General features: G+C 57.4%; 19 protein-coding genes. 6 read left to right on the top strand and 13 right to left on the bottom strand.

Annotated features, from left to right (window positions below; translation table 11 throughout):
- Nucleotides 1-1,905: M10 family metallopeptidase C-terminal domain-containing protein (locus B7Y89_RS15535; protein WP_292939469.1), on the bottom strand; the 1,905-nt coding region annotated here is incomplete at its 3' end.
- 358 nt (nucleotides 1,906-2,263) lie between these two features.
- Nucleotides 2,264-3,445 (bottom strand): capsular biosynthesis protein, encoded by a 1,182-nt coding sequence (locus tag B7Y89_RS15540; protein WP_292939471.1) that lies wholly within the window; start codon nucleotides 3,443-3,445, stop codon nucleotides 2,264-2,266.
- A gap of 288 nt (nucleotides 3,446-3,733) precedes the next feature.
- Here B7Y89_RS15540 and B7Y89_RS15545 point away from each other — a divergent pair, with 288 nt between their 5' ends.
- Entirely contained in the window at nucleotides 3,734-5,197 is a 1,464-nt protein-coding gene (locus tag B7Y89_RS15545) for an LTA synthase family protein (protein WP_292939473.1), read from the top strand.
- Here B7Y89_RS15545 and B7Y89_RS15550 read toward each other — a convergent pair.
- The gene (locus B7Y89_RS15550; RefSeq protein WP_292939478.1) at nucleotides 5,178-5,981 is read right to left on the bottom strand and encodes an SDR family NAD(P)-dependent oxidoreductase; all 804 of its coding nucleotides are present in this window, start codon (nucleotides 5,979-5,981) and stop codon (nucleotides 5,178-5,180) included. The two genes, B7Y89_RS15545 and B7Y89_RS15550, sit on opposite strands and share 20 nt — an antisense overlap.
- Before the next feature lie 352 nt (nucleotides 5,982-6,333).
- On the opposite strand from B7Y89_RS15550, the gene B7Y89_RS15555 reads away from it, so the two are divergent.
- Nucleotides 6,334-6,798, top strand: a complete 465-nt coding sequence (locus tag B7Y89_RS15555; protein ID WP_292939480.1) for a sterol desaturase family protein — start codon at nucleotides 6,334-6,336, stop codon at nucleotides 6,796-6,798.
- Here the strand turns inward: B7Y89_RS15555 and B7Y89_RS15560 are convergent.
- From B7Y89_RS15560 to B7Y89_RS15580, 5 genes are read right to left on the bottom strand one after another with little or no spacing between them, the layout of a single operon-like run.
- A complete protein-coding gene (locus B7Y89_RS15560) occupies nucleotides 6,795-8,009 on the bottom strand; it encodes a glycosyltransferase family 1 protein (RefSeq protein ID WP_292939482.1) in 1,215 nt (404 codons plus the stop codon). The genes B7Y89_RS15555 and B7Y89_RS15560 overlap by 4 nt on opposite strands.
- The gene (locus B7Y89_RS15565) at nucleotides 8,006-9,661 is read right to left on the bottom strand and encodes a beta-3-deoxy-D-manno-oct-2-ulosonic acid transferase (RefSeq protein WP_292939484.1); all 1,656 of its coding nucleotides are present in this window, start codon (nucleotides 9,659-9,661) and stop codon (nucleotides 8,006-8,008) included. The genes B7Y89_RS15560 and B7Y89_RS15565 overlap by 4 nt, the downstream gene beginning before the upstream one ends.
- Nucleotides 9,658-10,269 carry a histidine phosphatase family protein gene (locus tag B7Y89_RS15570; RefSeq protein WP_292939486.1) on the bottom strand — a complete coding sequence of 204 codons (612 nt, stop codon included), beginning with the start codon at nucleotides 10,267-10,269 and terminating at the stop codon, nucleotides 9,658-9,660. The genes B7Y89_RS15565 and B7Y89_RS15570 overlap by 4 nt, the downstream gene beginning before the upstream one ends.
- Before the next feature lie 9 nt (nucleotides 10,270-10,278).
- Nucleotides 10,279-11,076 carry a manno-octulosonate cytidylyltransferase gene (locus tag B7Y89_RS15575; RefSeq protein ID WP_292939487.1) on the bottom strand — a complete coding sequence of 266 codons (798 nt, stop codon included), beginning with the start codon at nucleotides 11,074-11,076 and terminating at the stop codon, nucleotides 10,279-10,281.
- Between the two features lie 43 nt (nucleotides 11,077-11,119).
- On the bottom strand, nucleotides 11,120-12,121 hold the full coding sequence (locus tag B7Y89_RS15580; protein WP_292939489.1) for a KpsF/GutQ family sugar-phosphate isomerase: 1,002 nt from the start codon (nucleotides 12,119-12,121) through the stop codon (nucleotides 11,120-11,122).
- Between the two features lie 179 nt (nucleotides 12,122-12,300).
- Here B7Y89_RS15580 and kdsA point away from each other — a divergent pair, with 179 nt between their 5' ends.
- Together kdsA and B7Y89_RS15590 are read left to right on the top strand one after the other, a co-directional pair.
- The gene (kdsA, locus tag B7Y89_RS15585) at nucleotides 12,301-13,131 is read left to right on the top strand and encodes a 3-deoxy-8-phosphooctulonate synthase (RefSeq protein ID WP_292939491.1); all 831 of its coding nucleotides are present in this window, start codon (nucleotides 12,301-12,303) and stop codon (nucleotides 13,129-13,131) included.
- Between the two features lie 80 nt (nucleotides 13,132-13,211).
- Nucleotides 13,212-14,216 carry a phytanoyl-CoA dioxygenase family protein gene (locus B7Y89_RS15590; protein ID WP_292939493.1) on the top strand — a complete coding sequence of 335 codons (1,005 nt, stop codon included), beginning with the start codon at nucleotides 13,212-13,214 and terminating at the stop codon, nucleotides 14,214-14,216.
- 4 nt (nucleotides 14,217-14,220) lie between these two features.
- Here the strand turns inward: B7Y89_RS15590 and B7Y89_RS15595 are convergent, their stop codons facing one another.
- From B7Y89_RS15595 to B7Y89_RS15605, 4 genes are all read right to left on the bottom strand, one after another.
- A complete protein-coding gene (locus tag B7Y89_RS15595) occupies nucleotides 14,221-14,418 on the bottom strand; it encodes a hypothetical protein (RefSeq protein WP_292939495.1) in 198 nt (65 codons plus the stop codon).
- A gap of 148 nt (nucleotides 14,419-14,566) precedes the next feature.
- Nucleotides 14,567-15,937, bottom strand: coding sequence for an ectonucleotide pyrophosphatase/phosphodiesterase (locus tag B7Y89_RS15600; RefSeq protein WP_292939497.1), 1,371 nt, complete (start codon nucleotides 15,935-15,937; stop codon nucleotides 14,567-14,569).
- Nucleotides 15,937-16,074 carry a hypothetical protein gene (locus tag B7Y89_RS18320; RefSeq protein ID WP_366416334.1) on the bottom strand — a complete coding sequence of 46 codons (138 nt, stop codon included), beginning with the start codon at nucleotides 16,072-16,074 and terminating at the stop codon, nucleotides 15,937-15,939. The genes B7Y89_RS15600 and B7Y89_RS18320 overlap by 1 nt, the downstream gene beginning before the upstream one ends.
- Before the next feature lie 93 nt (nucleotides 16,075-16,167).
- A complete protein-coding gene (locus B7Y89_RS15605) occupies nucleotides 16,168-18,234 on the bottom strand; it encodes a TonB-dependent receptor (RefSeq protein WP_366416336.1) in 2,067 nt (688 codons plus the stop codon).
- A 177-nt stretch (nucleotides 18,235-18,411) separates the two neighbouring features.
- Here B7Y89_RS15605 and B7Y89_RS15610 point away from each other — a divergent pair, with 177 nt between their 5' ends.
- Together B7Y89_RS15610 and B7Y89_RS15615 are read left to right on the top strand one after the other, a co-directional pair.
- Entirely contained in the window at nucleotides 18,412-20,571 is a 2,160-nt protein-coding gene (locus B7Y89_RS15610; protein ID WP_292939499.1) for an RNA degradosome polyphosphate kinase, read from the top strand.
- Nucleotides 20,572-22,029 (top strand): Ppx/GppA family phosphatase, encoded by a 1,458-nt coding sequence (locus tag B7Y89_RS15615; protein WP_292939501.1) that lies wholly within the window; start codon nucleotides 20,572-20,574, stop codon nucleotides 22,027-22,029.
- Here the strand turns inward: B7Y89_RS15615 and B7Y89_RS15620 are convergent.
- A complete protein-coding gene (locus tag B7Y89_RS15620) occupies nucleotides 22,026-23,297 on the bottom strand; it encodes a cell wall hydrolase (protein WP_292939503.1) in 1,272 nt (423 codons plus the stop codon). The genes B7Y89_RS15615 and B7Y89_RS15620 overlap by 4 nt on opposite strands.
- Nucleotides 23,298-23,414: the final 117 nt, after the last annotated feature.

The following is a 23,414-nucleotide window of genomic DNA, read 5'->3' on the forward strand; positions in this document are numbered from 1 at the left end:
CGGATTGGCAAACGTGCCATTGGCCTGACCCAGCGACACCAGCGCACCCGCCTGTCCGAACCCGACAATATCCGCCAGTCCATCGCCGTTGACGTCCGCTACCTGCCGCGGGAACCGGTCCTGCGAAGACCATCCGCCCGCGCCGACAGTGAAGTTGGCCACGCGCGGGGCACCGGGATCATCAAAGCGCCGCAGACTGATGACTTGATCGGCAAAACGGATAAATTCAAAACCGGAAAGCGTATCGGTCCCATCGATACCAGAAGTTATCGTTATAAGCCCGCCAGCACCACGCGAAATTGCCGTCTGCGCACGTATAGCGCTGTAAACAGCGGTATCTGTGCCACCGCCGCCATCCAATGTATCATTGCCAAGATAGCCCGCGATAACATCATTTCCGGCATGTCCGTTGATCGCATTTGCAGCTTCATTGCCGGTTATCACGTCATCGAATGCTGTTCCGATGGCATTTTCAATCAATGTGCCGATGTTGATCGTTACCTGACCCGCTGAAGTGATGAATTGACTTGCAACGTTTCCAAAATAGCTGTGATCGCCAACTTCGAGGCTCAAAACTATGCGCATGCTTGCAGCACTGGCATCAAGCGTATCGGTGCCGCCGCCATCCCAGATGAAATTGCGCTGATTGGTCAACAGGGCATAAGTGTTGCTGCCGGTCTGATTATTGGAGCTTCCGGGCGTTTGTGCTGGACCGTAAAGATACTGCAAAGAAGCAATATCAAAATCCCGAAATTCTGAAATAAAATCTTGTCTGAATGCTGTGTAACTTAATTGCGTAAAAGTGGTGCGATCTTCTTGTTGATCAAGATACGGACCTTCCCCTGCTGAAAATCCACCAACAGTTTCATTGTGGGGATGCTTTAGGCCAAGAGCGTGGCCTATCTCGTGGATGTAGACGTAGGCAGCGTATTCACCATCGTTTGGATCGGCATTACCCGCCGCAGAATTGCTGCTGTTGCTAAAAAAGATGCCCCATTTGCTAAAGCTCAGCCCACCAGTAGCATAGCCGGCGCTGTCATCCTGTTGATTGTTGGCAAATGTGAGAACCCCGGGCTGCGTTGCATCCGTCACCAATTCGAACTGAATATTTATAAGTGTTTCAATGTAGGAGAATATTTTCTGTATGAAGGCTTTTTGAACATCATTCAGAGGGGTGAAGCCCAGCTTGTCGTCATCATTCCATGATGCCAGTACTTCTGTCGGGAAAGCATATTTAATGACGCCTTCGGCAACAGATTTTTGTGCATCGATGTATTCACTTCCAGAAAAGACAAGGGAATCGATCCAGTATGGTAAAGCCTTGACGCCCTCTGCCAGTGTCCATTGAACACCTTTTGCCTGTTTGTAGAAATCGACAGTTACAAGGCCGGTATTTACGCCCTCATTATCCAACACATATTCGGAAAGATTGTCGACTACAAAATAATCGTCCCCCGCACCGCCGTAAAGTTCATCGGCCCCGGCACCGCCATCCAGTGTATCGTTTCCGTCACCGCTGAAGATAAGGTCATCACCATCTCCGCCGAAGGATTGATCGTGGCCCGCTTCGCCATACAATTCGTCAGAACCTGCTCCGCCATAAAGCGTGTCATTGTCCAAGCCACTTTGGATCAGGTCATTGCCATCGCCGCCATAGGACGTATCGTCGCCAGCCTCACCATAAAGCCGATCGTCACCTGCTCCACCATCCAAGGTGTCGTTGCCGACGTCACTTTGGATAAGGTCTTCACCATCGCCGCCATAAGACGTGTCGTCGCCTGCTTGACCGTAAAGTCTGTCGTCGCCAGCACCACCGTCCAGCGTGTCATTGCCACCCAATCCGAATATGACGTCTGCGCCAAAGGTGCCGACCAATAGATCGTCATTGTTTGTGGGGTTTGCCATATAAGTCCCTCAACAATCTGGAGGATTTGGGTGCTTGATCAGTCAGGCGCACTTTGACCATTTACGCCTAATAAAACATTGATATCACATCAATGGCGACAGTTTTTGCGAGAGCGTAAGCCGTGCTTCTGGGGATCGAGCGCGCAAGCCCCCTTCTTCGGTTTTCAGCGGCTCACAGGAGGGTTCCAATTCCTCAAAATCCGGTGCCGTACCATCAGCTTCGCTTGTTGGGGAATGGCCATGAAAACGTGAAGGGTCAGTGCCTATTTAAGCGCCCACCAGCACAACCGCCAAGACCAAGCAGTCAGTAAAATTACGCGTTTTGCACTCCCTCTAAATATAATTGAGCCACAGAGAGTTACTCCGGAGGCAATTCATGACCATCAAAGCGGGCGATGGCGTGGCAAACGACCAAATCGAGCGCTTGCTTTGAGAAAAAACCGCCCGGTATCAGGCAATGTTCGATAAGTACGCGCCGGAAAGCTGCGTAAATGCGCTGGTCTGGTGGCGGTATTTCTTGCCAGAATGCATCTAAACCGCCTTGAAAGCACACTCCGGCAATGTCGTAGATCGCAGTACCCAGCACGACAGTGGGGATCCCCATGGACAGCCCCAAAGTGCCGCTCGTGCTGTTGATGGTCACCATGCCTAGCGATCGCCGTGCGACGGGCACAATATCTCCGCACGGGAGATAGTCGATACGATCTCTCACATTGAACCGATCAGCCATATCCTGCGTAATCAATTGCCAATCGCGCACGCCGTTATCAAGTGGATGCTCTTTAACCACCAGACGTGTGCCTTTTGGAGCGTTGGCAGCAAACGACGAGATCACAACTTTCAGCGCTTCGGCAATGCCCGCAAATGGCGAATGCAGCCTGATTTGGGCATCGGAATCAAGTTGCAACGGAAACAGGAAATAGGGTTGGTCCGAAGCAGACAGCCGCGCCATGAGCGCTTCGGCTTCGGCTTCGCGCTCTTTGCTGCGGAGCAATTTGCGCCACCAGCCCATGCCCTCGACAACGGGATGCCAAGGCCGATGGTTGTTCCAATGCTTGTAATGCCAACGGGTAAGCACGTCAGCGACGTTATACAGCAACCCCTCGGTCGCGCGCCGGCGGAATGATGAAGGGACTTGTTTATGCTCTGGCACCGGCGGCAGTTTGGCAGAGGTCTCAAGATACCACTGCGGGTCGCGGGGGAGATTAGAGTGGCCGTTTACCCCGTCCCGTTCGAATGTGACCCAGTCCGGGCGGATGTACCCTTCCTCGAACACGTGGACGGGGATCTGCAATTCGCGACATACCCGCGCTGCGGCCATGTGATGATCGCGACAATCTCCGAATAGAACGACATCGGTGATCTGCTTGTCGGTCAGAATGCTTTCCAAAGCCTTTGGCCAGTCCTGAAGCGTACCGCGATAATCGATCCCGCCGGGCAGGCGCCAATACAGGCGGTCGCCACCATTGAAATTGACTTTGTAGACCGTGTGACCCGCCTTGATCAGGCCTTGGCCAAGGCGACGAAACAGCGGTCCCATGAGGCCTTGGAGCAGCAACACCCTGCGAGTTTCGCGCTGCTTATGTTCGCTAGGTCTCAAAACCGGCGCATTGGCGAAATTGTCTTGGGCGGTCGATGACGAGAGCTTGAAAGACGACATGACTCCCCCGTAGTGACAATATTAAGCGTGGTCGATGCTTGTCGTCACATTTCCACCGCGTATTTGAATTTAGGCTAATTCCGGATTTGCGGTGACAGCAATGGCCTTGCTTGGTACCTGCTGACCCACATCTTTTGCATACCTGCGCGCGCTGTGGTCTTGAGAATTGTGATAATCAAGTTTCTGATAGGTCTGGTGGTTTTGGCAGGCTCGCTATTGCTCGATAGCTGCGTTCGACCGAGGCTCAATTGGTCTGGGCGACTGTTTTTGCGCAGTTTTGCCGGGATGTGGCTACACAGCCTGCTGCTCACGGCGGTGTTCGGCCTTATGCTCGCGATTTGCGGCAATCTGTGGGTTTCGGCCTTGCTGGCCCTGGGCTTGATGGCTTTGTTCATGATGGTTTCAAACGCCAAGCGCGCCATGTTGGGGGAGCCGCTGGTGTTCTCTGACCTTGCGCTGATCGGTGCGATTTTCAAACATCCGCAGTTCTATCTTTCAGCTTTGACAAAGTCACAAAAGGCCCTGCTGGTGATTGCGGCGGCGGTGGTGCCCGGTGTGTTGTGGTCGCTGTTTGTGCCGTCTTTACGGTTGCACATGGCAGGATTTGCACTGTTTGCAGCAGGGGGCCTGCTGATCAAGCTATCGCTCTTGTTGCCGCCCTGGGTGCATCTTGGGCGGGTGCCAGACGTTGAGGGTGATGTCGCGCGCCATGGCCTCTTGGCGACGCTTGTCCTGCATCGCACCCGGTGGCGTGAAACGCGCGACCCCTTGCCTGCCAGTGCGGTGCAGACATTACCCCACCCCCAAGAATTGGCCGTTGTGATCCAGTGCGAATCATTTGCCGACCCAGTCGAGGTGTTTGGTGACCCCGCGCTATCTTTACAGGGGCTGGAGGCGGCGCGGGCGCAGGCCTGGCAGTGGGGTGACCTGCTGGTCAGCGGCTTTGGCGCCTATACAATGCGGACAGAATATGGCGTGTTGTTCGGACGAAGCGAGGAAGAACTGGGTTTCCGCCGCTTCGATCCTTATCTGACGGCGCTGGGTGAGGGTTCATATGCTCTGCCATCGCGCTTGATGGCCGCAGGCTGGCGCAGTCTGTTCGTTCACCCGCATGACATGCGCTTTTATAACCGCGAACAGATCATGCGCGCTGGTGGATTTGCAGAATTGGTGGGGGAAGACCGATTTGCGCCACCCGCGCCGGACGAGGGGCGCTATGTTACCGACAAGGAAATGGCTTACGAGATTCTGGATATGGCGGGCAAGGCAGATGTCCCGACCTTGATTTACGCAGTCACTATCGAGAATCATGGGCCATGGGAGCCGACAGCAAGCGCGGGCAATCTTACCGATGGTTACATGCGGCTTGTCCGCAACAGCGATGCCATGCTCGTGACCTTGCGGGATGAACTGGCGAAATTGAAGCGACCGGCAACGCTTGCATTTTTTGGTGATCACCGCCCCAGTATCCCGGGTGTCTCGATGCCCGGTGTTGCGCGGCACACGCCCTATGTCATTTTGCGGTCTGATGCAGAAGGGCAGATTGTCCGTGGTGAAGGGCAGCGTATCGATCTGACGCCCGCAGAACTGCATCACACGTTGTTGGCTTTGCTCAGCGGCCCGGCGGCGTAAGCGCGCGCAACAGCCAGTCCCGAGCGAACCGGGGCAGGGCACGATCAACCAACCGCAGAAACGCAAATGGCCATGGCGTTATCAGGTGTGCTTGCCCGCGCTGGGTAGCCTGCGCGATCAACCGGGCAGCGCGGGCAGGAGACATGAGCATAGGCTTGGGGCCTGCAACTTTGCGTGCAGCCGCTGTATCAATAAAGCCGGGTGAAACCAACGTGACGAAGACACCATGCGGGCGCAAGTTGATCCGCAAAGCATCGGCAAAGCGCGCAAGGCCCGCTTTCGATCCGGCGTAAGCGATAGCAAATGGCAGCGCGTGAAATGCCGCAGCAGAGCCGATAATGACGATCTTGCCGAGTTTTCGCTTTGCCATGCGCGCGCCAAGTTCTGCGGCAATGGCAGAGGGCGCAACGAAGTTTACCAAGCCAAGCTGTGCGACTTGTGCGGCATCTTCCACCAGCGCACCGACGGCTTTGATGTCGCCAAGCCCTGATGCGATAATGGCCAGATCAAAGGGTTCTGTGTCATCATCACGGGCGATTGCGGCAATTGTCGCGTCGACATCGCGCAAATCGAGCGAGCGGACGTCAACGCGCGTTGCACCGGCGATTCGGCAAGCATTTGCAATTGTTGCAAGTCGATCAGCATCGCGGCCCCATAAACACAGTGCCGCCCCCAAAGTTGCGTAGTGTGTTGCCAACGCACCACCAAGCTCGCCCGAGGCTCCGATTAATAGGATGGGTTTTGGATTATTATTTAATCCATTCCGGAGGATTGATTGCTTCATACCGTTCAGACTTACCCTTCCAATCAGAATTCCGAAAGACTGGTGTCATGAAGCATGTAACTCTGTGTTGCAGTGCGGCAACGATGACGATTTAAAGCGGGTGTGTTTGCCTGCCATTCAACCAGTGACCTTGTTCTTCAGTCATGTCGGTTGGTTTACTTCTTGACAGGCATCACCAAGTCTTGTCGAGAATGGGGCAATGCCACGTCGAAATTCGCACTCGCAGCAAATTAGGCTGTTCCGGAATGAACAGCTTGAACGATTGACGGTGATTTCCCCACGTGGATTCGCCGCGATCTGGTGTGCGCTTTTGCCATTCATCGCCTGGGTAGGATGGGGGAGCGCGGGCGTATTGCTTGCCATCGCACTATTCTTCGCGGGAATCGCGGTGTGGACGGTGTTCGAATACGTGATGCACCGCTATTTGTTCCATTGGAAATCGGACGCGGCATTGGTGCAAAAGTTCGTTTTTCTGATGCATGGCAATCATCATGCCGATCCCAATGATGGCTTGCGCAATCTGATGCCGCCAATCGTGAGCATCCCTATCGCTAGTGCGGTTTGGGGCGTGCTGGTTCTACTGCTTGGATCGCCCGGAACGTGGGTCTTTCTGGGCTTTATGACGGGTTATGTGACATACGACATAACCCATTATGCCTGCCACCAATGGCCGATGAAGGGGCGCTTGGCCTTTATGCTCAAACGCCATCACATGCGTCATCATCACGTAGGCCAGCACGGCAATTATGCGATAACAGCGCTGTTTTGGGACCGCGTTTTCGGGTCGTTGATTCGTTCGGTTAAACCGCGCGGTTAACCACGGGCTGGTTTGTCGCTTAGCAAGCTAATTGCGTTGCCAACGATTTCCATATGATCGGCCCAAGTGGGTTCATGCCAGCGCGGGATCCGCTTTTGTTGCGCCTGATATGCCGGGCCACAGTGCGCGAAGTCCTGAATGAGCGCCTTCCATCCCGTGCCATCAAGCGGGTCAACGTAATCGGGAACTGTGCCGCCAACTTCGTGATGCGCAGGAATGTCGCTGCAAATCACCGGCACGCCTACTGACAGTGCCTCGGCCACCGGCATACCGAATCCTTCGGCAAAGGACGGCATGAGTAAAGCGCGTGCCCCCCGCAGCAAAGCGGCCAATTGCGCATCGGAACAGCCACTTACTTCTTCAACATGGGATTTCAGCGCGGGGCAGCGGTCGAGCATGTCGAGAACTTGTTCGTTTTCCCAACCGCGCTTGCCAATAATCACAAGGCGCGGGATGTTTGATGCAGGCAGGAATTCCCCGAAATGCCGCCACAGATTGAGCAGCAGCAGGTGGTTTTTGCGCGGTTCAATCGTGCCAAGGCACACGAAATAAGGCCGGTCGTCGCTCGAATTGCCATGTGCCACATCGGCTAGTGGTTCGGTGCCCAGCAGCGCAACGTGCAATGCAATCTGGTGGCCGCTGCGCTCTATCCATGGCCGGAATGCGTGGCCGGTGGCAGCAGAATTGACGATCACAGCATCGGCATGATCGGCCAGCGTTTGCATCCGGCGGCTGTGCAACGCGGCACCTGACGGCCGGGCGTACTCAGGATATTCAATCGGAATCAGATCATGGACCATGCACAGGAACCGCGCGTTCTCGCGGGCAAGAATGCTTTGCACTTTTCGTGCATTGGTCAAATGATGTGGCGAAACTTGCACATAGACCGGACGCTCAGCCGCCGTTGATAAGCGTGCCCGCTTCGGCAAAAGCCTTGCCATCCAAGGCAGGACTGACAAGATCGAGCGCTGGCGGGGTTCTACGCCTCCTTTGGCCCAGCGCTGCTCCAGTTCTTCCAGATAAGCTGATGCCGTTGCGTGGCTGATGCGTCCGTAAAGGCCGGTGGGATGTACAGCCGCAAAGGATAAGGCGTCGCCATAGAGGCGCATAAGCCCTCGTGCATAGGCCATCTCGACCCGGTCAACACCCGATGGCGTGGAATAGCGCACGCGCGAAATGAGGCGCGAAATATCAAGGATCACCCGGGTCATCGCAAATGCGCCATAAACCGCCCTTGTATCCGGCGCAAAGGTTCAACCCAACTTAAGCGATTGGGCGTTTGCGCCGCTGACATGCGGCTGATCAGCACTTCGGGCGGGCAGGGCAGTCCCGTAACCGGATCAAGGTAGCGCGGGTATAAAATCAGCACCCCTGCGACGAGTTCATCCAGTTTCAACGCGCGCCCGCGCCGGTCGGGAACGGCACCCAGATCGCGGGTAAGGCCCCAGCCTGCATAGAACGGCGTGCCGTGGCATGTTACGTCCAGCCCCCGCATGAGAGCTTCGAAGCCCGTCAGGGATGTGAGCACGTGCACGGCGTCTACCGCATCAAGCAAGGGTGCCATGCCGCCGCCGCGCACAATACGATCGGCAAATTGCAAAACGTCCGCATCGGCAACAGCGCCTTTGCGGTGTCCTGCATCAACATCGGGATGGGGGCGAAACCAGATTTCCGCGTCTGGTTCCATAGCGCGGGCGCGGCGCAACAGTTCAAGGTTTGATTGCAGCCCGCCGCCACCGGCAATGACCGACATATCATCTTCGACCTGGGCGGGCACCAGCACGATCCGGCGGCCCGGTGTGCGGGGCGGTACAGGAGAACCCACACCGACCGAATACTTGCTAATCCCTGCAGCAATGATCGTTTTGCGCAAAGCGCTGGCACGCTGGGTCAAGGCCGGAGTGAAGCTGGTTGTTGCGAGGATATGTTCCAGATCGCTGGGCGATGATGGATCGAAGTGAATGCCGCGCCGGTCCACCACGACGGAGGAAGGTGGAACAAGGTTGCTGCCAAGCCCGACAGAGCGCACGAAACCATCCTCGACGCGGACCAATGCCGTGCCCTGTCGGGCTGCATCATTTAGCAGGGCGGGTGATACGCGCGACGGCCAGATGGCCACTGCACCACCGGTTTCTCGGGCGATTTTTAACACGTCTGTGGCGCGTGAAACGATGCTGAGCTTGCGCCCCGGCACCCACAGAAAGCGCCGGATTTCATCACGCTTCCACCAGGCCATGCCGCAGGCGGCACTGATGAAGCGATTGCTTTCAATCAAACTTCGCCATTCGGCCAGAAGCGCAACAGTCTGGCCGATTGTCGCGGACTGGTGGGTGAAAGGATTGGTGTAGCAAACCGCGCGGATAGCTTGGAGTGTCTTATGATCAAGAGCCTCGGCATCATCATCAGGATTGCCATAGCGGCCTGCCGACAGCACGCGCACCGGAACGCTGCAAATACGGGCGATGGCGATCCATTCGTCATCACCATGGGCAATCAGGCTACCAGCACGCTCCAGAACAGACCATGGATCGACATCGCCAAACCAGTGCCCCCCGTGAATCGTGCAAAGGCGGGCAAGCGCGCGGGGCTTGAGATGCGGCGTGCTGCAGAGCATTGCCGCTTTAACATCGGGCGATAGCGAGGCTGTCAGATGTTCCAAGGAGTCCCCCGCACGGGGACGCAGCACCGACGGTGCAGGAACCGTAATATTCGCAGGCTGCAGCCAGAATTTCCCGCCGACGCGGGCACCACGGAGCAAGTCCAGCACATCAGGCGCTGGCGCATCGGGAGCCTGAGCAGGTTTGGAAAGAATGACTGTGTTGCGATGGAATGGCGGTGCGCGAAGCAGGCAAAGACCGGTCACGGGCGTTTGCCCCAAACAGGCACTTCCAACTGACCATCGGATGCCTTGCGGATGATGCCATAGCTCCCGGTAGGCAACTTGAGGGTTGGCAAATTGTGAAGCCTTGCCCGCAAGCAAGGATCAGCCAACAGAGCGAACCGCGCTGCGCCATTGCTGGTGACAAGCAGGGTGGGTCGATCATCGTTTGATGAGTTCGTGAACAAAGAGTGCCATGCAGCAATGCGGAGTTCTGCATCAACTGACCAGCCATCTGGGGGGACCGCGTCCTGGTCCCAGGCGGCCAAGGCTTGTTTGCCGATGCGGGCTGTGACGGCATCCTCGGTCTGGTTTTCGTCCGGGCCGTGATCAATCTCGCGCAGGAAGTCGGCTGTCTCCAGTGTTACTGGACCGGTTTGGCCTGCAATAATCGCTTCGGCCGTTTGGCGCGTGCGCAGAAGAGGTGAAACAAACGCTTTGCCAAAATGCCAATCCAGCGACGCAAAGTGCGCGGCCAGCGCACGACCCTGATCGTGGCCAGCGTCGGTAAGCGGCAAATCGGTCCGCGCGCCAATCCTGCGAGGGGACTCTCCGGCAGTGAAAGTGTTGCCGTGGCGGACTATAACAAACATCGAAACCATTCACGCGGGATAAGGATCGCCAAACTGGGTAATGGCTTCTTCAGCCTTGGCAAGGTCTTCAGGCGTATCGATGCCGGACAACACGTATGCAGGCACGTCTACTTCAACCGTGGCAACTGCCCAGCCATGTTCAAGGAAACGCAGTTGTTCAAGGCCTTCAAGCTGTTCGTAGTGGCCGGGGGAAGCCGTGGCGAACCATTCGAGTGCGGGCATGGTGTAACCATAAAGCCCGAGATGCTGCCAAACTGGCGATAAAGGTGCCGTGCGCAATTTGTGTTCATTGCGCATGGCCGGAAGGATCGATTTGGAAAACCACAGCGCCCGCCCGTGACTGTCCCGCACGCATGTTGTGCCGCTGAACGGGGCGGTGCGTTTGTGTTCGCGCAAGCGATCAAGCCTTGCCCAATCAAGGCAAAACACCGGCGTGGTTACGTCAGCATACCCGGCGCGCAGGGTTTGCATCAAATCCGCGACGATTGTGGCAGGGATGAACGGTGCGTCACCTTGCAAATTGATGATCCGTCGTGGCGGGCAGGAGTGCTGCTGGGCCGCAGCAAAAGCGCGCATCGTGCCCGAATCCAGATCGGACGAGGTCATCGCAACATCTGCACCGATGGTTTGCGCATGATCGGCAATGCGCGGATCGTCAGTGGCGACCAGAACGCTACAATTTTGCGCTTGTTTTGCGGCCAATTGTGCAACTGCAACCACACGCTCCAATAACGTGCGTCCGGCTATTTTAAGCAGCGGTTTGCCCGGCAGGCGCGACGACCCGAACCGCGCTGGTACTACAATCAAATCAGGGCCTGTTCCGGGACCTTCAGCACTTATGCTGCCGGATTCAGACAATGCCGGTCCTGACGATGTCGTGCATGTGCACAACCCCGACCAGCCTGCCCGCATTTTCGACGAAGATCACCGAGACAGCGTTTTCGTTCATAATGCGCAGGGCATCGGCGCATAAAGTGCCGGGCGGGACGGTGACGGGATTTGGCGACATGTGCAGGCCGATGCTGTCCTGCATGTCATGCACAGCGATACACCGGCGCAAATCCCCATCGGTGAACACGCCGATCAATCTGTCGCCATTGTCCACGACCGCCGTCGCGCCATAACGCTTACGGCTCATTTCAATGGTTGCGCTGCTTAACGTTGCTTCCCGGCGCACTTTGGGAATCGCCCCATCCGTGCCCATGATCTGTTCGACAGCAAGCAATTGCGCGCCCAGCTTGCCACCGGGATGGAACACGCGAAAATCCGAAGGCGTGAAGCCACGCGCCTCGATCAAGGCAACCGCCAAGACATCACCCAGAACCAATTGCAATGTGGTGGACGACGTGGGTGCCAAATCGTTCGGGCAGGCTTCACGAACCAGCGGCAAAGACAGACAGATATTTGCCGCTTTTGCAGCGGTGCTATCGGGCCATGCCGTAGCCACGATTAAAGTGACACCGAAACGGTGGCAGTAATGGAAGATATCGTACAATTCACTGGTTTCGCCAGACCATGTGATCGCGAAAACAACATCATTTTCCGTGATTACGCCCAGATCCCCGTGGCTTGCCTCGCCGGGGTGGAGAAAAAGTGCAGGCGTACCGGTTGAACGCAAGGTCGCAGCAATTTTGCGGCCGATATGCCCGCTTTTGCCCATTCCGCTTACGATTACGCGCCCGTCCGTGCGGGCCATCGCTTCGATCGCCAAATCCAGCGAATGGCGGAATGACGCATTGTCAAACACACCCTTGAGCTGCTCAAGCGCCTGAATTTCCGTCTCAATCGTCTTCAACGCTGATTCTGTATAGCGCGGCACGACGGTTCTAAGCTGCATGTTCAACCTGGTCATAACGCTTCCCCCATAGTTACGCTCTTGTGCCAAGCCAAGCCTTTTGCCATCGCTGATCATGCATCGCTTGCTCATTGCCACCGGCAAAATTTACCGGCAATTAATCAATAACCTTAATGTTATGCCCAAAAAGTTAACTTTAGGCATGTGTGTGCCCTGATCGAAATTGGAATGAAAACATGATCCTTTGTGGACGCAATGTTTCAACAGAGACACCCTTGTTCATAATTGCCGGGCCCTGCGTGATAGAAAACGAAAAGCACACGTTGTCTATTGCGGAAAGTCTAGCAATGACCGCGCAAAAGCTCGCAATGATGATTATTTTCAAGAGCTCTTTCGACAAAGCGAACCGTAGTTCGGACAAGTCGTTCCGTGGCCCCGGAATGTATGAAGGATTGCGTATTCTTGAAAAGGTCCGGTCCGAGACTGGGCTGCCGATCTTGACCGATGTCCACGAAGCCGAACAAGTCAGTTCTGTTGCACAGGTTGTTGACGTGCTGCAAACGCCGGCCTTCCTTGCGCGACAAACTGATTTTATTGCCGCCGTCGCCGCTTCGGGTAAACCTGTGAATATCAAAAAGGGTCAGTTCATGGCGCCTGCTGACATGACGCAAGTCGTCGCCAAGGCGCGCAATGCGGCGTTGGCCGCGGGGTGTGAGCCGGACAACTTTATGTTGTGTGAGCGCGGGGTTTCGTTTGGTTACAACACACTGGTATCGGACATGCGCAGTCTGGCGATCATGGCGCAAACCGGTTGTCCGATTGTGTTTGACGCAACCCATTCCGTCCAGCAGCCGGGCGGACTGGGTGAACGGTCTGGCGGACAGCGCGAATTCGTCCCGTTGCTGGCCCGCGCAGCGGTCGCTGCCGGGGTTTCAGGCGTGTTTATGGAAACACATCCAGACCCGGACAAGGCACTGTCAGACGGCCCGAATGCATTGCCGCTTGAGGACTTTGAGCCATTGGCTGCGCGGCTACAGGCGATTGACGCATTGGTTAAGGGTTACTAGGCCCTTGATGCGATGTGGATGCTTCGGTAAAAATGGCAGCAGTTACAAGTCTTTGGGGCAAAAGGCTCAAGGTTGCTTTGATGGCGCCGGTCTGGGTGCTGCAACTTTTTACAGGCTATAAAAGCTTTCTCGACAATCCTTTGATCGGTTCACGCCGATTGAATGCGCGGGGCCTGCACGTGTGGCGGGTGCGCGCTGCTGATGGGCTGTGTCGTTGGCGCAGGCGGCGCTTGGCGCGGCATGTCAGGCCGGATTGGCTCGCGGCATTTGAACGCGATGGCTTTGTGGCCATTCCCGATGCCGTACCGCCAGCTGAATTTCCGGCATTGCGCGCGGCCATACTGTTTTATGAAGGACCTGCGCGCGAAATGGTGCAGGGCGATGCGATCACGCGCAGATTGGCCATTGATCCTGCCATGCTTGCCCAAATCCCCGCGCTTCGCACATTGCTGGCACGCAAGGATATCGTGTCACTTTTCAACTACGTGGCCAGCTTCAAGACGACGCCGCTGCATTACATTCAAACCATCGTCAGCGGGATCGACACGCCAGACGCGGATCCGCAAGAAACGATCCATGCCGATAGCTTCCACGCATCGCTCAAATCATGGTTGTTCCTGAATCCCGTGGCCGCCGATGAAGGGCCGTTCTGCTATGTGCGCGGATCGCATCGCTTCACGGCAAAACGCCTAGCGTGGGAGCATCTTCGCAGCCTTGCCGATCCCACCGCGATTGACCGGCTGTCGGCGCGCGGATCACCGCGCGTCGATGCGGCTGATCTCGCAGCCATGGACCTGCCACCCGCCGAAGGACTGGCAGTTGCGGGCAACACGCTGGTCGTTGCTGATACCGTGGGATTCCACGCGCGCGGGTTTTGCGAAAAGCCGGGCGAGCGCGTGGAAATCTGGTCCTATGCGCGGCGCAATCCGTTCGTGCCCTGGTTAAGCGGGGACCTGCTCAGTCTGCCCGGCATTGCCGAGCGGCGCGTCAACTGGCTGTGGACCTTTCGCGACCGGTTTGAGAAGCAACTGGGTCAGCCATGGCGTCCGGTCGGCAAGCGCCGCCCCATGAGTGACGGGGCGTAGCAAGTCAGCCTCGCGATTGCTGGCGGCCATTGCTTCCGGGCTGCACATCAAAAAATGGCAGGTCGTTGTAAGCTGGCGAAAAACCCAGCGCGTCATAGATTTCGGGCCGCAGGAACGGATAGGCGTCGCCTGCGCTTTCATGCACCTTGGCGCATTCGCCAAGGTAGCTGTCGATGGTGCGATATAGTCCGCGTTTCATCATTGTTCGGTGCATGGGGTTCCTGTCTGCCGACTGCTGCACCGAGGGCGGGTGATTCGCCATTAAATCACAAGTTGGTCACAAACTCGCAACACGTTGCGGCACTGCGCGTCACCGCTGGGTGATAAAAACGCAGTGCCGCAAGTGATTGTTATGGCTCGATACGCAGCGCAGGCACTTGTGCTGCGGGCAAGTCAGCGCCGAGCCGGCGGGCCAAAGTTGGGGCAATGGCGCGCATGTCGATTTCGCCCAGATTGCGACCCTTTGCCACACCCTTGCCCATGATCAGGAAGGTTGAGCGCATTTCGGGCAAGGTGGGGAAATAGCCGTGCATGCCCTTGCTGCGTGATGGCTTCACCATTTGTGCGTTTGCAGCAAAAGCTCCGGCCAAGGCGCCGGGCTTCAAATCGACAAAGAACGCCGCTTGCGGATTGCCGCCCAACTTGGCGATCTCTGCTTTGTCGGCAACATGCGCGATACGGGCTTCGGGCTTGGCTGCAAGCGAGGCCAGCAAAGCACCAACTTTGGCGGTAAGCGCGGTGTCATCGGGGCGGGCCAGCGCAACCGCGATCGATCCCCCTGATGGCCACGGCATGGCTTCCCACGATGCAACTTTGCCATTGGAGTCCAGCGTGATCAGCCCTGCATCGATGAACGGGCGGAACAGATTGATTTCGGTATCGGTGGCAACAAAGCCGTGATCGCTGACAATGGCGACAGTGGCATCGGGGTGCGCCGCCATTTCGGCAGCCAGCAGTTTGCCCACCGCGCTGTCCAGCCGTTCCAGCACCGCGTTTGATGCAGCTGAACCGGGGCCTGAGGCGTGCTCTTCATGATCGAGACCCGCGAAATAGACCGTCATGAATTCGGGCTTTTTCGTTTCGATCATGCGCACGGCAAATTTGGCGCGCACTTCATCGCCATCAACGCCTTCATCAATGCCATCGGCATAAGCGCCGCAATCGTGCTCAAGCGCGTCGTACAGCCCGTCGGTGGACATTGCTTTGAGCATCTTGCGATCATCAGCGTGGCCGGACCGCCAGATCTGCGGGAGATTGTACGTCAGCGATTTGACGCCGACGCTGACGGGCCAATGGACGTTGGCGGTGGTGCGGCCAGCTTTACGGGCAGCGTCCCATAGCGTTTCGGCGGTGATATCTTCGGCAAACCAGAACCAGCCGCCGTAATTGATCTGCCTGGGATCGAACGTGGTGTTGGAAACGATGCCGTGACGGGCAGGGGCAACGCCGGTGATCAGCGTGGTGTGGCTGGGATAGGTAACCGTGGGCAGATTGCCGGTGACGCCCGCCGCATAGGCACCTTCTTTCAGGAAGCGGCGCAAGTTCGGGATTTTCAGCCCGCGCTTTTCTGCTTCGAGAACGTCGCCGGGGCGTAGGCCATCGATGGAGATCAGCAAAACCGGCGCGGATGGCGTCTGGCCCCAAACGGCGACGGGCGCCGCACTGATAATCAGTGCGACGCCCGCGACGAGGGCCTTTGCGGTTGCAAGGCCGTTTTTCATCAGAAGCCAGCCTTCAACGTGACGAACACCTGACGTGGTGCTGCTGCCAGCAAAGTCTGGTTATCACCGCTAAAGCCGAAGCCGTTTGACCCGATTGTGGCGACATAGCGTTTGTCGAACAGGTTCACCGCGTTCAATTGCAGTTCGATAGGCTGACGCTGTCCGATGTCGAGGCGATAGCCCAGAGTCGCGTCAATCAGCGCACGGCCCGGAACCGACTGGTCGTTGGTTTACGTGAAGTACCGCTTCGACATGTAGTTCACGCCCACACGACCGAATACCGTATCGCTGTCGTAGGACAGTTCACCGCGCAGCAGGTGCTTTGGTGCGTCGGTGACGGTCTTGCCCGCCGTTGGCTGGATGGTAGTGACGCCACCTGCCGTGATGACAACGTCATCCCGGTATGTAGTATCGTTGTAGCTGTACGATGCGAACGCACCGAAACCGCCGGGCAGTTTCACATCAACAGCCGCTTCGATGCCGAGGGCGCGGACCGAACCAACGTTTTGCAGCGCGTTAGTTGCACCAACGATACCGAGCGAAGTCGGAATGACGAGCAAACGGTCGCGGAAATCGACATAATAGCCAGCCAGCGATGCGTTGATCACGCCGGTGTTGTAGCGAAGGCCGGCTTCAAACGTATCCGAGCTTTCAGGCTTGATCTTGTCTTTGATGGCATTGAACCCGTCTTGGTTTGACGAGAATGGTCCAGCTGTGGTCGAAGCCTGGAAGGCACGTGTTACCTGCGTGAAACCTGCAAAAGCTTCGAGGCCATTGCCCAACTTGTAATTCAGGCCAACGTGCGGTTGGAACCAGTCTTCGGTTTTCAGCGTGCCTGTTGCTCTGCTGTTGGTATTCACCAAAGCAAACGAGCTGGAGTCTACCGAATAGCCCTTCCAGCCCACGTTGACCTTCAGATCGCCCAGTTCGATATCGTCCGTGATGTAATACTGGATGGTGTCGGTTTGGAACGCGATTGACCAATCAGTGCGAAACGGGTTGCTCTGGAATTTCAGATGATCGCGGCCCGCGTTGGTGCGGCTTTCATAACCGTAGAACCTGCGCGACTGGACGAAGTCGTTCTTTTCGAACCAGCCGCCAACTGTCAGGTTGTGCATGCCGTAAGTGTTCGAGATCGAACCGAAAACACCCTTACGCTTGATGTCATATTCCGTGGTGCGGATCGACATCGGAACGCCCGATGGGCTGGCGCGATATGGCGTACCCCATGTGCCCTGACCGTCGTTCTCGTGGTAATAGCCCTTGATCTTGAACACGGCGGTATCGGCAAACGGAAGCGTCAGGCCAACCGAGGCGATGGTATCTTTGCGAAGACCGGATGCGTCATAATAAGCATCGTCTGCGATAATGAATGGCGATGGGTAGGTCGTGCCTGCCGCGAGGTTGGTCGGCGTTACACCGCTGTATCCGGTATTGGCGGCGATATCGGCAATGGTGATTGCTTCGGCATACCCCGATGGGCCGAAGTTGTCCCAGTCGTAACCAAGACGACCGATCATTTCCAGGCTGAGGTCCTGATAGTCCTGCTCGGCGCGGTTCGAATAGCTGATGTAGCCATCGAGTTCAGCGCCGCCGCCCAGTGGCGCAACGGCCTTGGCGTTAACCATCAAGGTGCGCTGCTGGCCATCGCCCTTCCACTTGTCGCCATTCTGGTACTGGACCGACGTGTAGGCGCGCAGGCCATCTTCCGTGCCGATGCCGATACGGGCAAAGCCGCGGAATGTGTTGGCCGAGCCGTATGAACCGCTGGCGGTGACGCCAAGCGCATCTTTGGGGTCGAGCGAGAAAAATTCGAGCGTGCCGCCGAGGTTGTTGGTTGATTGCGCGGCGATGGAGCCGGAACCTTGTGAAACCCGCGTGATGCCGATGTTTTCTGAAGTAATGGCGCGGCTGATGTGCAAGCCGTTGTTATTGCCATAGGACATGTCGCCCAGTGGAATGCCATCAAGCGTGAAGCCAAGCTGGTTCTGGCTGAAGCCGCGAATGGTGATGCGCGTTGACCATTCATAGTTGCCGAACGCGTCAGCCGACTGGAAGTTGACCGATGGCAGCTTTTCAATCGCCTTCAAAGGGCTGGTGCCCGAGGCGAGTATGGTCAGTTCTGCGGTCGAAAGTTCCTGAACCTGGCGGGTCTGGCCTTGGCCAAGCACAACGATTTCGGTTTCAGCGCCATCTGCGGCAAGCGCAGTTTCGGCAGCGGGGGCAACGTCAACAGCAGCAAAGGCTGGCGCGGCAATAAGCGATGTGCTGGCAAGCAGCACGGCGATGGTACGCATGGTGTGATCCCTCATTAACCAGTTGATCTGGTTGCGCTCCCGCTAGACCTTCGCTGTTGCAACATTGTGCAATTTCAGAGACAGTTCAGGGACAAATCTGTGACGAATGGTTGACAGCAACCCTCTAAAACAGTGGTGTCACAAGAGTGTAACGCGCGGTGCGCAATGGACGAGAACATGCAGCCAAATCATCAGCGCGCAGAATCATGCGGCTTGCCGCCGGTACAAGAGCGATTCTTCAATCGCGAATTGAGCTGGCTGTCGTTTAATCGTCGCGTGCTGGCCGAAGCGGTCAATCCCGATTATCCGCTGCTGGAGCGGCTGCGTTTTCTGTCGATCAGCGGCAGCAATCTTGATGAATTCATGATGGTGCGCGTGGCCGGGATCGCCGGACAAGTGCGCCGCCAGATTGACGAACTTTCGATTGATGGCAAAACCCCGACGCAGCAACTGGGCGGCCTGCTGGATGCGGTCAAAGACCTGATTGATGCTCAGCAGGAAGTGCTGGTGGGCTTGTCGCAGGATCTGGCAAAAGCAGGCATCCGCCTGATCGACAACGATCCCTTTACCCGTGCCGAAGCGGATTGGTTGCGCGCCTATTTCGAAGAACATGTCGTCCCGATCCTGACGCCACAGGCCATTGATCCAGCGCATCCTTTCCCGTTCATCGCCAATCAGGGCACTGGCATCCTGTTTCAGATGCAGCGCTTGGCCGATGGCGCAGGCGTCAGCGAGATGATCCTGATCCCGCCCGCGCTGCCGCGTTTCGTACGCCTGCCGGGGGAAAGTGCATCGTGGATTGCCATCGAAGAACTGGTGCGGCGTCATGCCATGCTGATCTTCCCCGGCTTCCGGGTGCTGGGCCACGGCACGTTCCGCGTGCTACGCGATAGCGACATCGAAATCGAAGAAGATGCCGAAGACCTTGTGCGCTATTACCGCACAGCCATCCAGCGGCGGCGGCGTGGCAAAGTCATCATGCTGCAATTGCAGGACAATTTTGATCCCGATGCCGAACGACTGCTGCGCGATCAATTGCGTCTGGATCATGCGCTGGTCATCAAGAGCAAGGGATTGCTGGCGATCAACGGCCTTGCCACGGTGGTTGATGAAGACCGGCAGGAACTGAAATTCGATCCTTACAACCCGCGTTATCCCGAACGTGTGGCCGAACATGACGGCGATTGCTTCTCTGCGATTCGGGAAAAGGATCTGGTGATTCACCATCCTTACGAAAGCTTCGAGGTGGTGATCGATTTCCTGCGGCAGGCAGCTGCAGACCCTGATGTGGTGGCGATCAAGCAGACACTGTACCGCGCGGGCAAGCAATCTGCGGTAATCGCCGCGCTGATTGCGGCGGCAGAGGCGGGCAAGTCTGTTACCGCCGTGGTCGAATTGAAAGCGCGGTTTGACGAAGAGCAGAACCTGATGTGGGCCGCCCAGCTTGAACGCGCGGGCGTTCAGGTGATTTACGGCTTCGTCGATTGGAAGACTCACGCAAAAATCAGCCTTGTGGTGCGGCGTGAAGGTGGCGGCTATCGCACCTATTGCCACTTCGGTACCGGCAATTATCACCCCGTCACCGCGCGCATTTACACTGACCTGTCGTTCTTTACCGCCGATCCGCGCATGGGCCGCGATGCAGGGCAATTGTTCAACTTCGTCACCGGCTATGTTGAGCCTAAGCATACCGAACTGCTGGCCATCTCGCCCATCAATTTGCGCGAAAAGCTCTATGAATGCATCGATCGCGAGGTTGAGCTGGCGGGCAAGGGGCGTCCCGCCACGATCTGGGCCAAGCTGAACCAGTTGACCGATCCTGATCTGATTGACCGGCTATACATCGCAAGCCGTGCGGGCGTGGAAGTGCGGCTGGTCGTGCGCGGAATTTGCTGCCTGAAGCCGGGCGTTCCCGGCCTGTCAGAAACGATCGAGGTGAAATCGATCATCGGGCGCTTTCTGGAGCACAGCCGCATCTGGGCCTTTGGCAACGGCGCGCGCATGCCGAACAAGCGGGCACGGCTGTTCATCTCGTCCGCTGATGGCATGAGCCGCAATATGGGCCGCCGTGTGGAAGTGCTGGTGCCGGTGCGCAACCCGACGGTGCATGATCAAATCCTTGATCAGGTGATGCTGGCGAACCTGTTGGATACCGAACAAAGCTGGGCGTTGCATGGTGACGGGGAATATACGCGGTTTGAAAAAGGCGCGCAGCCGTTCAATCTGCACCGCTATTTCATGACGAACCCGTCGCTTTCCGGGCGCGGCGCAGCGCTTTCCAGTGGAAGAAAAGTGCCCAAGCTTGCGCTTCGCCGCGGCGCGGCCCACCGTGGTTGAGTGATTGAAACGCTGACGCATAATCCGACATTCGCGTGGGAGTCATCCCGCGCGGTAATCGATATCGGCTCTAACACCGTGCGGCTGGTGGTTTATGGCGGCCCGCCGCGTGCACCGGTCGTGCTGCTCAATGAAAAAGTGACGGCCAAGCTTGGCAAAGGCGTCGCCGAAGACGGCAAGCTTTCGGGCAAAGCCATGACGAATGTTCTGGCGGCATTGGCGCGGTACAAGGCTATCCTCGATCTGGCAGGCGTCGGCTCGGTCGATGTTGTGGCCACCGCTGCGGTGCGCGATGCCACGAACGGGGCCAAGTTCCTTGATCGTGTAACCGCGCTGGGCTTTGCCCCGCGCTTGCTTTCAGGCGTCGAGGAAGCGGAGACGAGCGCGACCGGTGTGATCGGGGCATTCCCCGATGCGAGCGGGATTGTGGGAGATCTGGGCGGCGGCAGCCTTGAACTGGTGGATGTGGCTGATGGCGGCACCAGCCACGGCATCAGCATGCCCTTGGGATCGCTCCGCTTGTCAGCCTTGCGCGCAGGCGGGGACCGGACGTTCTCGCGCAAAGTGGGCGCAATGCTGGCCAAGGCAGATTGGGCGGCAGAGCCCGGTGTCACGCTTTACCTGGTGGGCGGATCAATGCGCGCTTTTGCCCGTGCGGCAATGGTGCGGATGAACTGGCCGCTTGAGGATACACACGGCTTTACGCTCGATTCGGTCAAAGCCGCACAGCTGGCGCGGCTGCTGTCGCGGCGGGGGCAGGCGCTGAAACCCATCGAGGGTGTTTCAACCAATCGCCTGACCAGTATTCCTGATACCGCCGCGTTGATCTCTGTCCTGTTGCGACAATTGGCCCCCGGGCGGATCGTGTTCTCATCATGGGGTTTGCGTGAAGGGCTGCTGTTCAGCGCGCTTGGCCCCGATGAACAGGCACAGGACCCGTTGGTTGCCGGTGTCAGCGATTTCGTCAGGCAATCGGGCATCACAGCGGCGCAAGGCGATGCAGCGGTCCGATGGATGCAGAGCGTGGTGCCGATGGCGCGCACTCCGCTGGGGCGCGCAGCGGTGTTGTTGTGTCTGGCCGCTGGACGGGTTGAGCCAAACTTGCGCCGCGAAACGGCACGTGCATGGGGCCTGCGCAAACGCTGGATCGGCGTTGAAACATCCGGGCGGGCGGTTCTTGCAGCAGCGTTGCAAAGCAGCGCGTCGCGTGGCGGACAAATTGATGATCTTGCGCTTTTGGCCCCCGCTACGGACCTTTCCGAAGCGCAATCACTGGGCCTTGCCGCACGGCTGTGCCGCAGGTTAACCGCAGGCTGCGTGCCGTTGATCGAGCGCACAGCCTTGGGCATTCAAGCTGGCCGATTGTCGCTGGAAAGCACCGAGCCTGCCTTGATCAGTGACAGTGCGTTGCGCGATCTCAAAGAACTTGCTCAGCACATGGGACTGGAACTGGCTTAAAGCGCCGCTTTGCCAAGGCCGACATCTGCTGCGTTGCCCAGCCTCTGGTGGCTCAGGCAATTGGCCGGACGGCCGATGGTGAAGCGCGCGCAGTTCCACCGGTAGCGCGCTTCGACGAACATGGGATCGCGCAGATAATGGAAATCCATCGTCTGCAATTGCGCCGTTGAAGCGGGCAGGGCGGCGGGAATCAAGCGCTGGTCACTCCACGCCATGACAATGCAACGTGGGCGTTTGCCGCAAGCTTGGGCTGCCAGGGCTGGAAACCTTGAAGAATCCGCGTCTTTGCCAATGCGAACAAAGAAGATGTCGGCTTCGGCGCCTGCAAGCTTCAATTCAAAACCGGTGTCAGTAGCGCAGTTTACGCCGCAATCACTCGCCGGTGTTGCTACCGCTTCTGTGGCGACGGCGGTTTCGTCCGGCAACAAAGCGAGCATCTCTTCATCGCCGTGCGCAGGTGAAAGGGCTGCCATTTTAAGGACTGGCGCTTCGACAAGTGCAGGGCGCACTGAAAAGGCCCGGGGCGTTCCCCACCATCCATCCCACCGGAAGAACAAATGCGTCCCCACAGCGCTGATCTTGTCAAGCTTTGCGCTCCAATAGGGCACGACCCAATCGGTGTGATAATGGGTTGCGTGGCCAACGGGGCGATAGACAAAGCCGGCCAATGCAAGGCGCGCGACGGCGCGGGCACGCTCCCACGCTGCTGGTGACGGGCGATAGCGCTGCATTGCCCCATCGCATGTGAAGGTGAACTGGCAGCCGGTTTGCCGCTCGGCCCCGTGGAACACCACGCCGCAGATGCTGGGCTGAAATGCCGGATGGCGCACACGGTTCAGCACGACCTGTACCACCGCCTGCTGGCCGATCACATCATCGCCAGCTTCATAAAAGGCAGCAGCCGCGAGGCAATCGACGGCACGTTCAAACGCAACGCCTTCATTTTTCATTCTGAAGGGCGCGGCGGGGGGATTGGGCTCAGTCGAAAACGGAACCGCAGCGTTGATGGTGCGCGCGTCTTCTTCGGCGATGGGTTTCCAAGCCAAACTCTCCACTTTGGGAAGCGGGATATCAATTAACTGCCCGGCTTGATTGATTCGGGGGCGGCTGGTGCCGTCGCCTGCCGTTTTTGGCGTGTAGGCATTACCAAGGATAAAGATTGCAGCCGCAATTATGCCGACCGCGACCGCAATCATGAAGGATGCAGCAAGCACCCGTTTGCGCGCGGCTGATTGGTTTAGCGCATCAATTTGAGTGGTGTCGGTCATTGCATCAATCATAGGGCGCTCTGAGTGGGGCGGCGCATGTTTCGATTCGGTACGGCCCCCTTTGAATCGGGGTATTGTAAACCAAAAAGACACCGCGGGTTAAAACCTATAGCCAGC

Origin of the sequence: Novosphingobium sp. 32-60-15 (assembly GCF_002280675.1) — a bacterium.
Lineage (GTDB): Bacteria > Pseudomonadota > Alphaproteobacteria > Sphingomonadales > Sphingomonadaceae > Novosphingobium.

Coding starts and splice junctions, on each gene's coding strand:
- B7Y89_RS15540 (WP_292939471.1), bottom strand. CDS start 3,445: ATGGGACCGCTGTTTCGTCGCCTTGGCCAAGGCCTGATCAAGGCGGGT.
- B7Y89_RS15550 (WP_292939478.1), bottom strand. CDS start 5,981: ATGAAGCAATCAATCCTCCGGAATGGATTAAATAATAATCCAAAACCC.
- B7Y89_RS15560 (WP_292939482.1), bottom strand. CDS start 8,009: ATGACCCGGGTGATCCTTGATATTTCGCGCCTCATTTCGCGCGTGCGC.
- B7Y89_RS15570 (WP_292939486.1), bottom strand. CDS start 10,269: ATGTTTGTTATAGTCCGCCACGGCAACACTTTCACTGCCGGAGAGTCC.
- B7Y89_RS15580 (WP_292939489.1), bottom strand. CDS start 12,121: ATGACCAGGTTGAACATGCAGCTTAGAACCGTCGTGCCGCGCTATACA.
- kdsA (WP_292939491.1), top strand. CDS start 12,301: ATGATCCTTTGTGGACGCAATGTTTCAACAGAGACACCCTTGTTCATA.
- B7Y89_RS15590 (WP_292939493.1), top strand. CDS start 13,212: ATGGCGCCGGTCTGGGTGCTGCAACTTTTTACAGGCTATAAAAGCTTT.
- B7Y89_RS15595 (WP_292939495.1), bottom strand. CDS start 14,418: ATGATGAAACGCGGACTATATCGCACCATCGACAGCTACCTTGGCGAA.
- B7Y89_RS15600 (WP_292939497.1), bottom strand. CDS start 15,937: ATGAAAAACGGCCTTGCAACCGCAAAGGCCCTCGTCGCGGGCGTCGCA.
- B7Y89_RS15605 (WP_366416336.1), bottom strand. CDS start 18,234: ATGCGTACCATCGCCGTGCTGCTTGCCAGCACATCGCTTATTGCCGCG.
- B7Y89_RS15610 (WP_292939499.1), top strand. CDS start 18,412: ATGCAGCCAAATCATCAGCGCGCAGAATCATGCGGCTTGCCGCCGGTA.
- B7Y89_RS15620 (WP_292939503.1), bottom strand. CDS start 23,297: ATGACCGACACCACTCAAATTGATGCGCTAAACCAATCAGCCGCGCGC.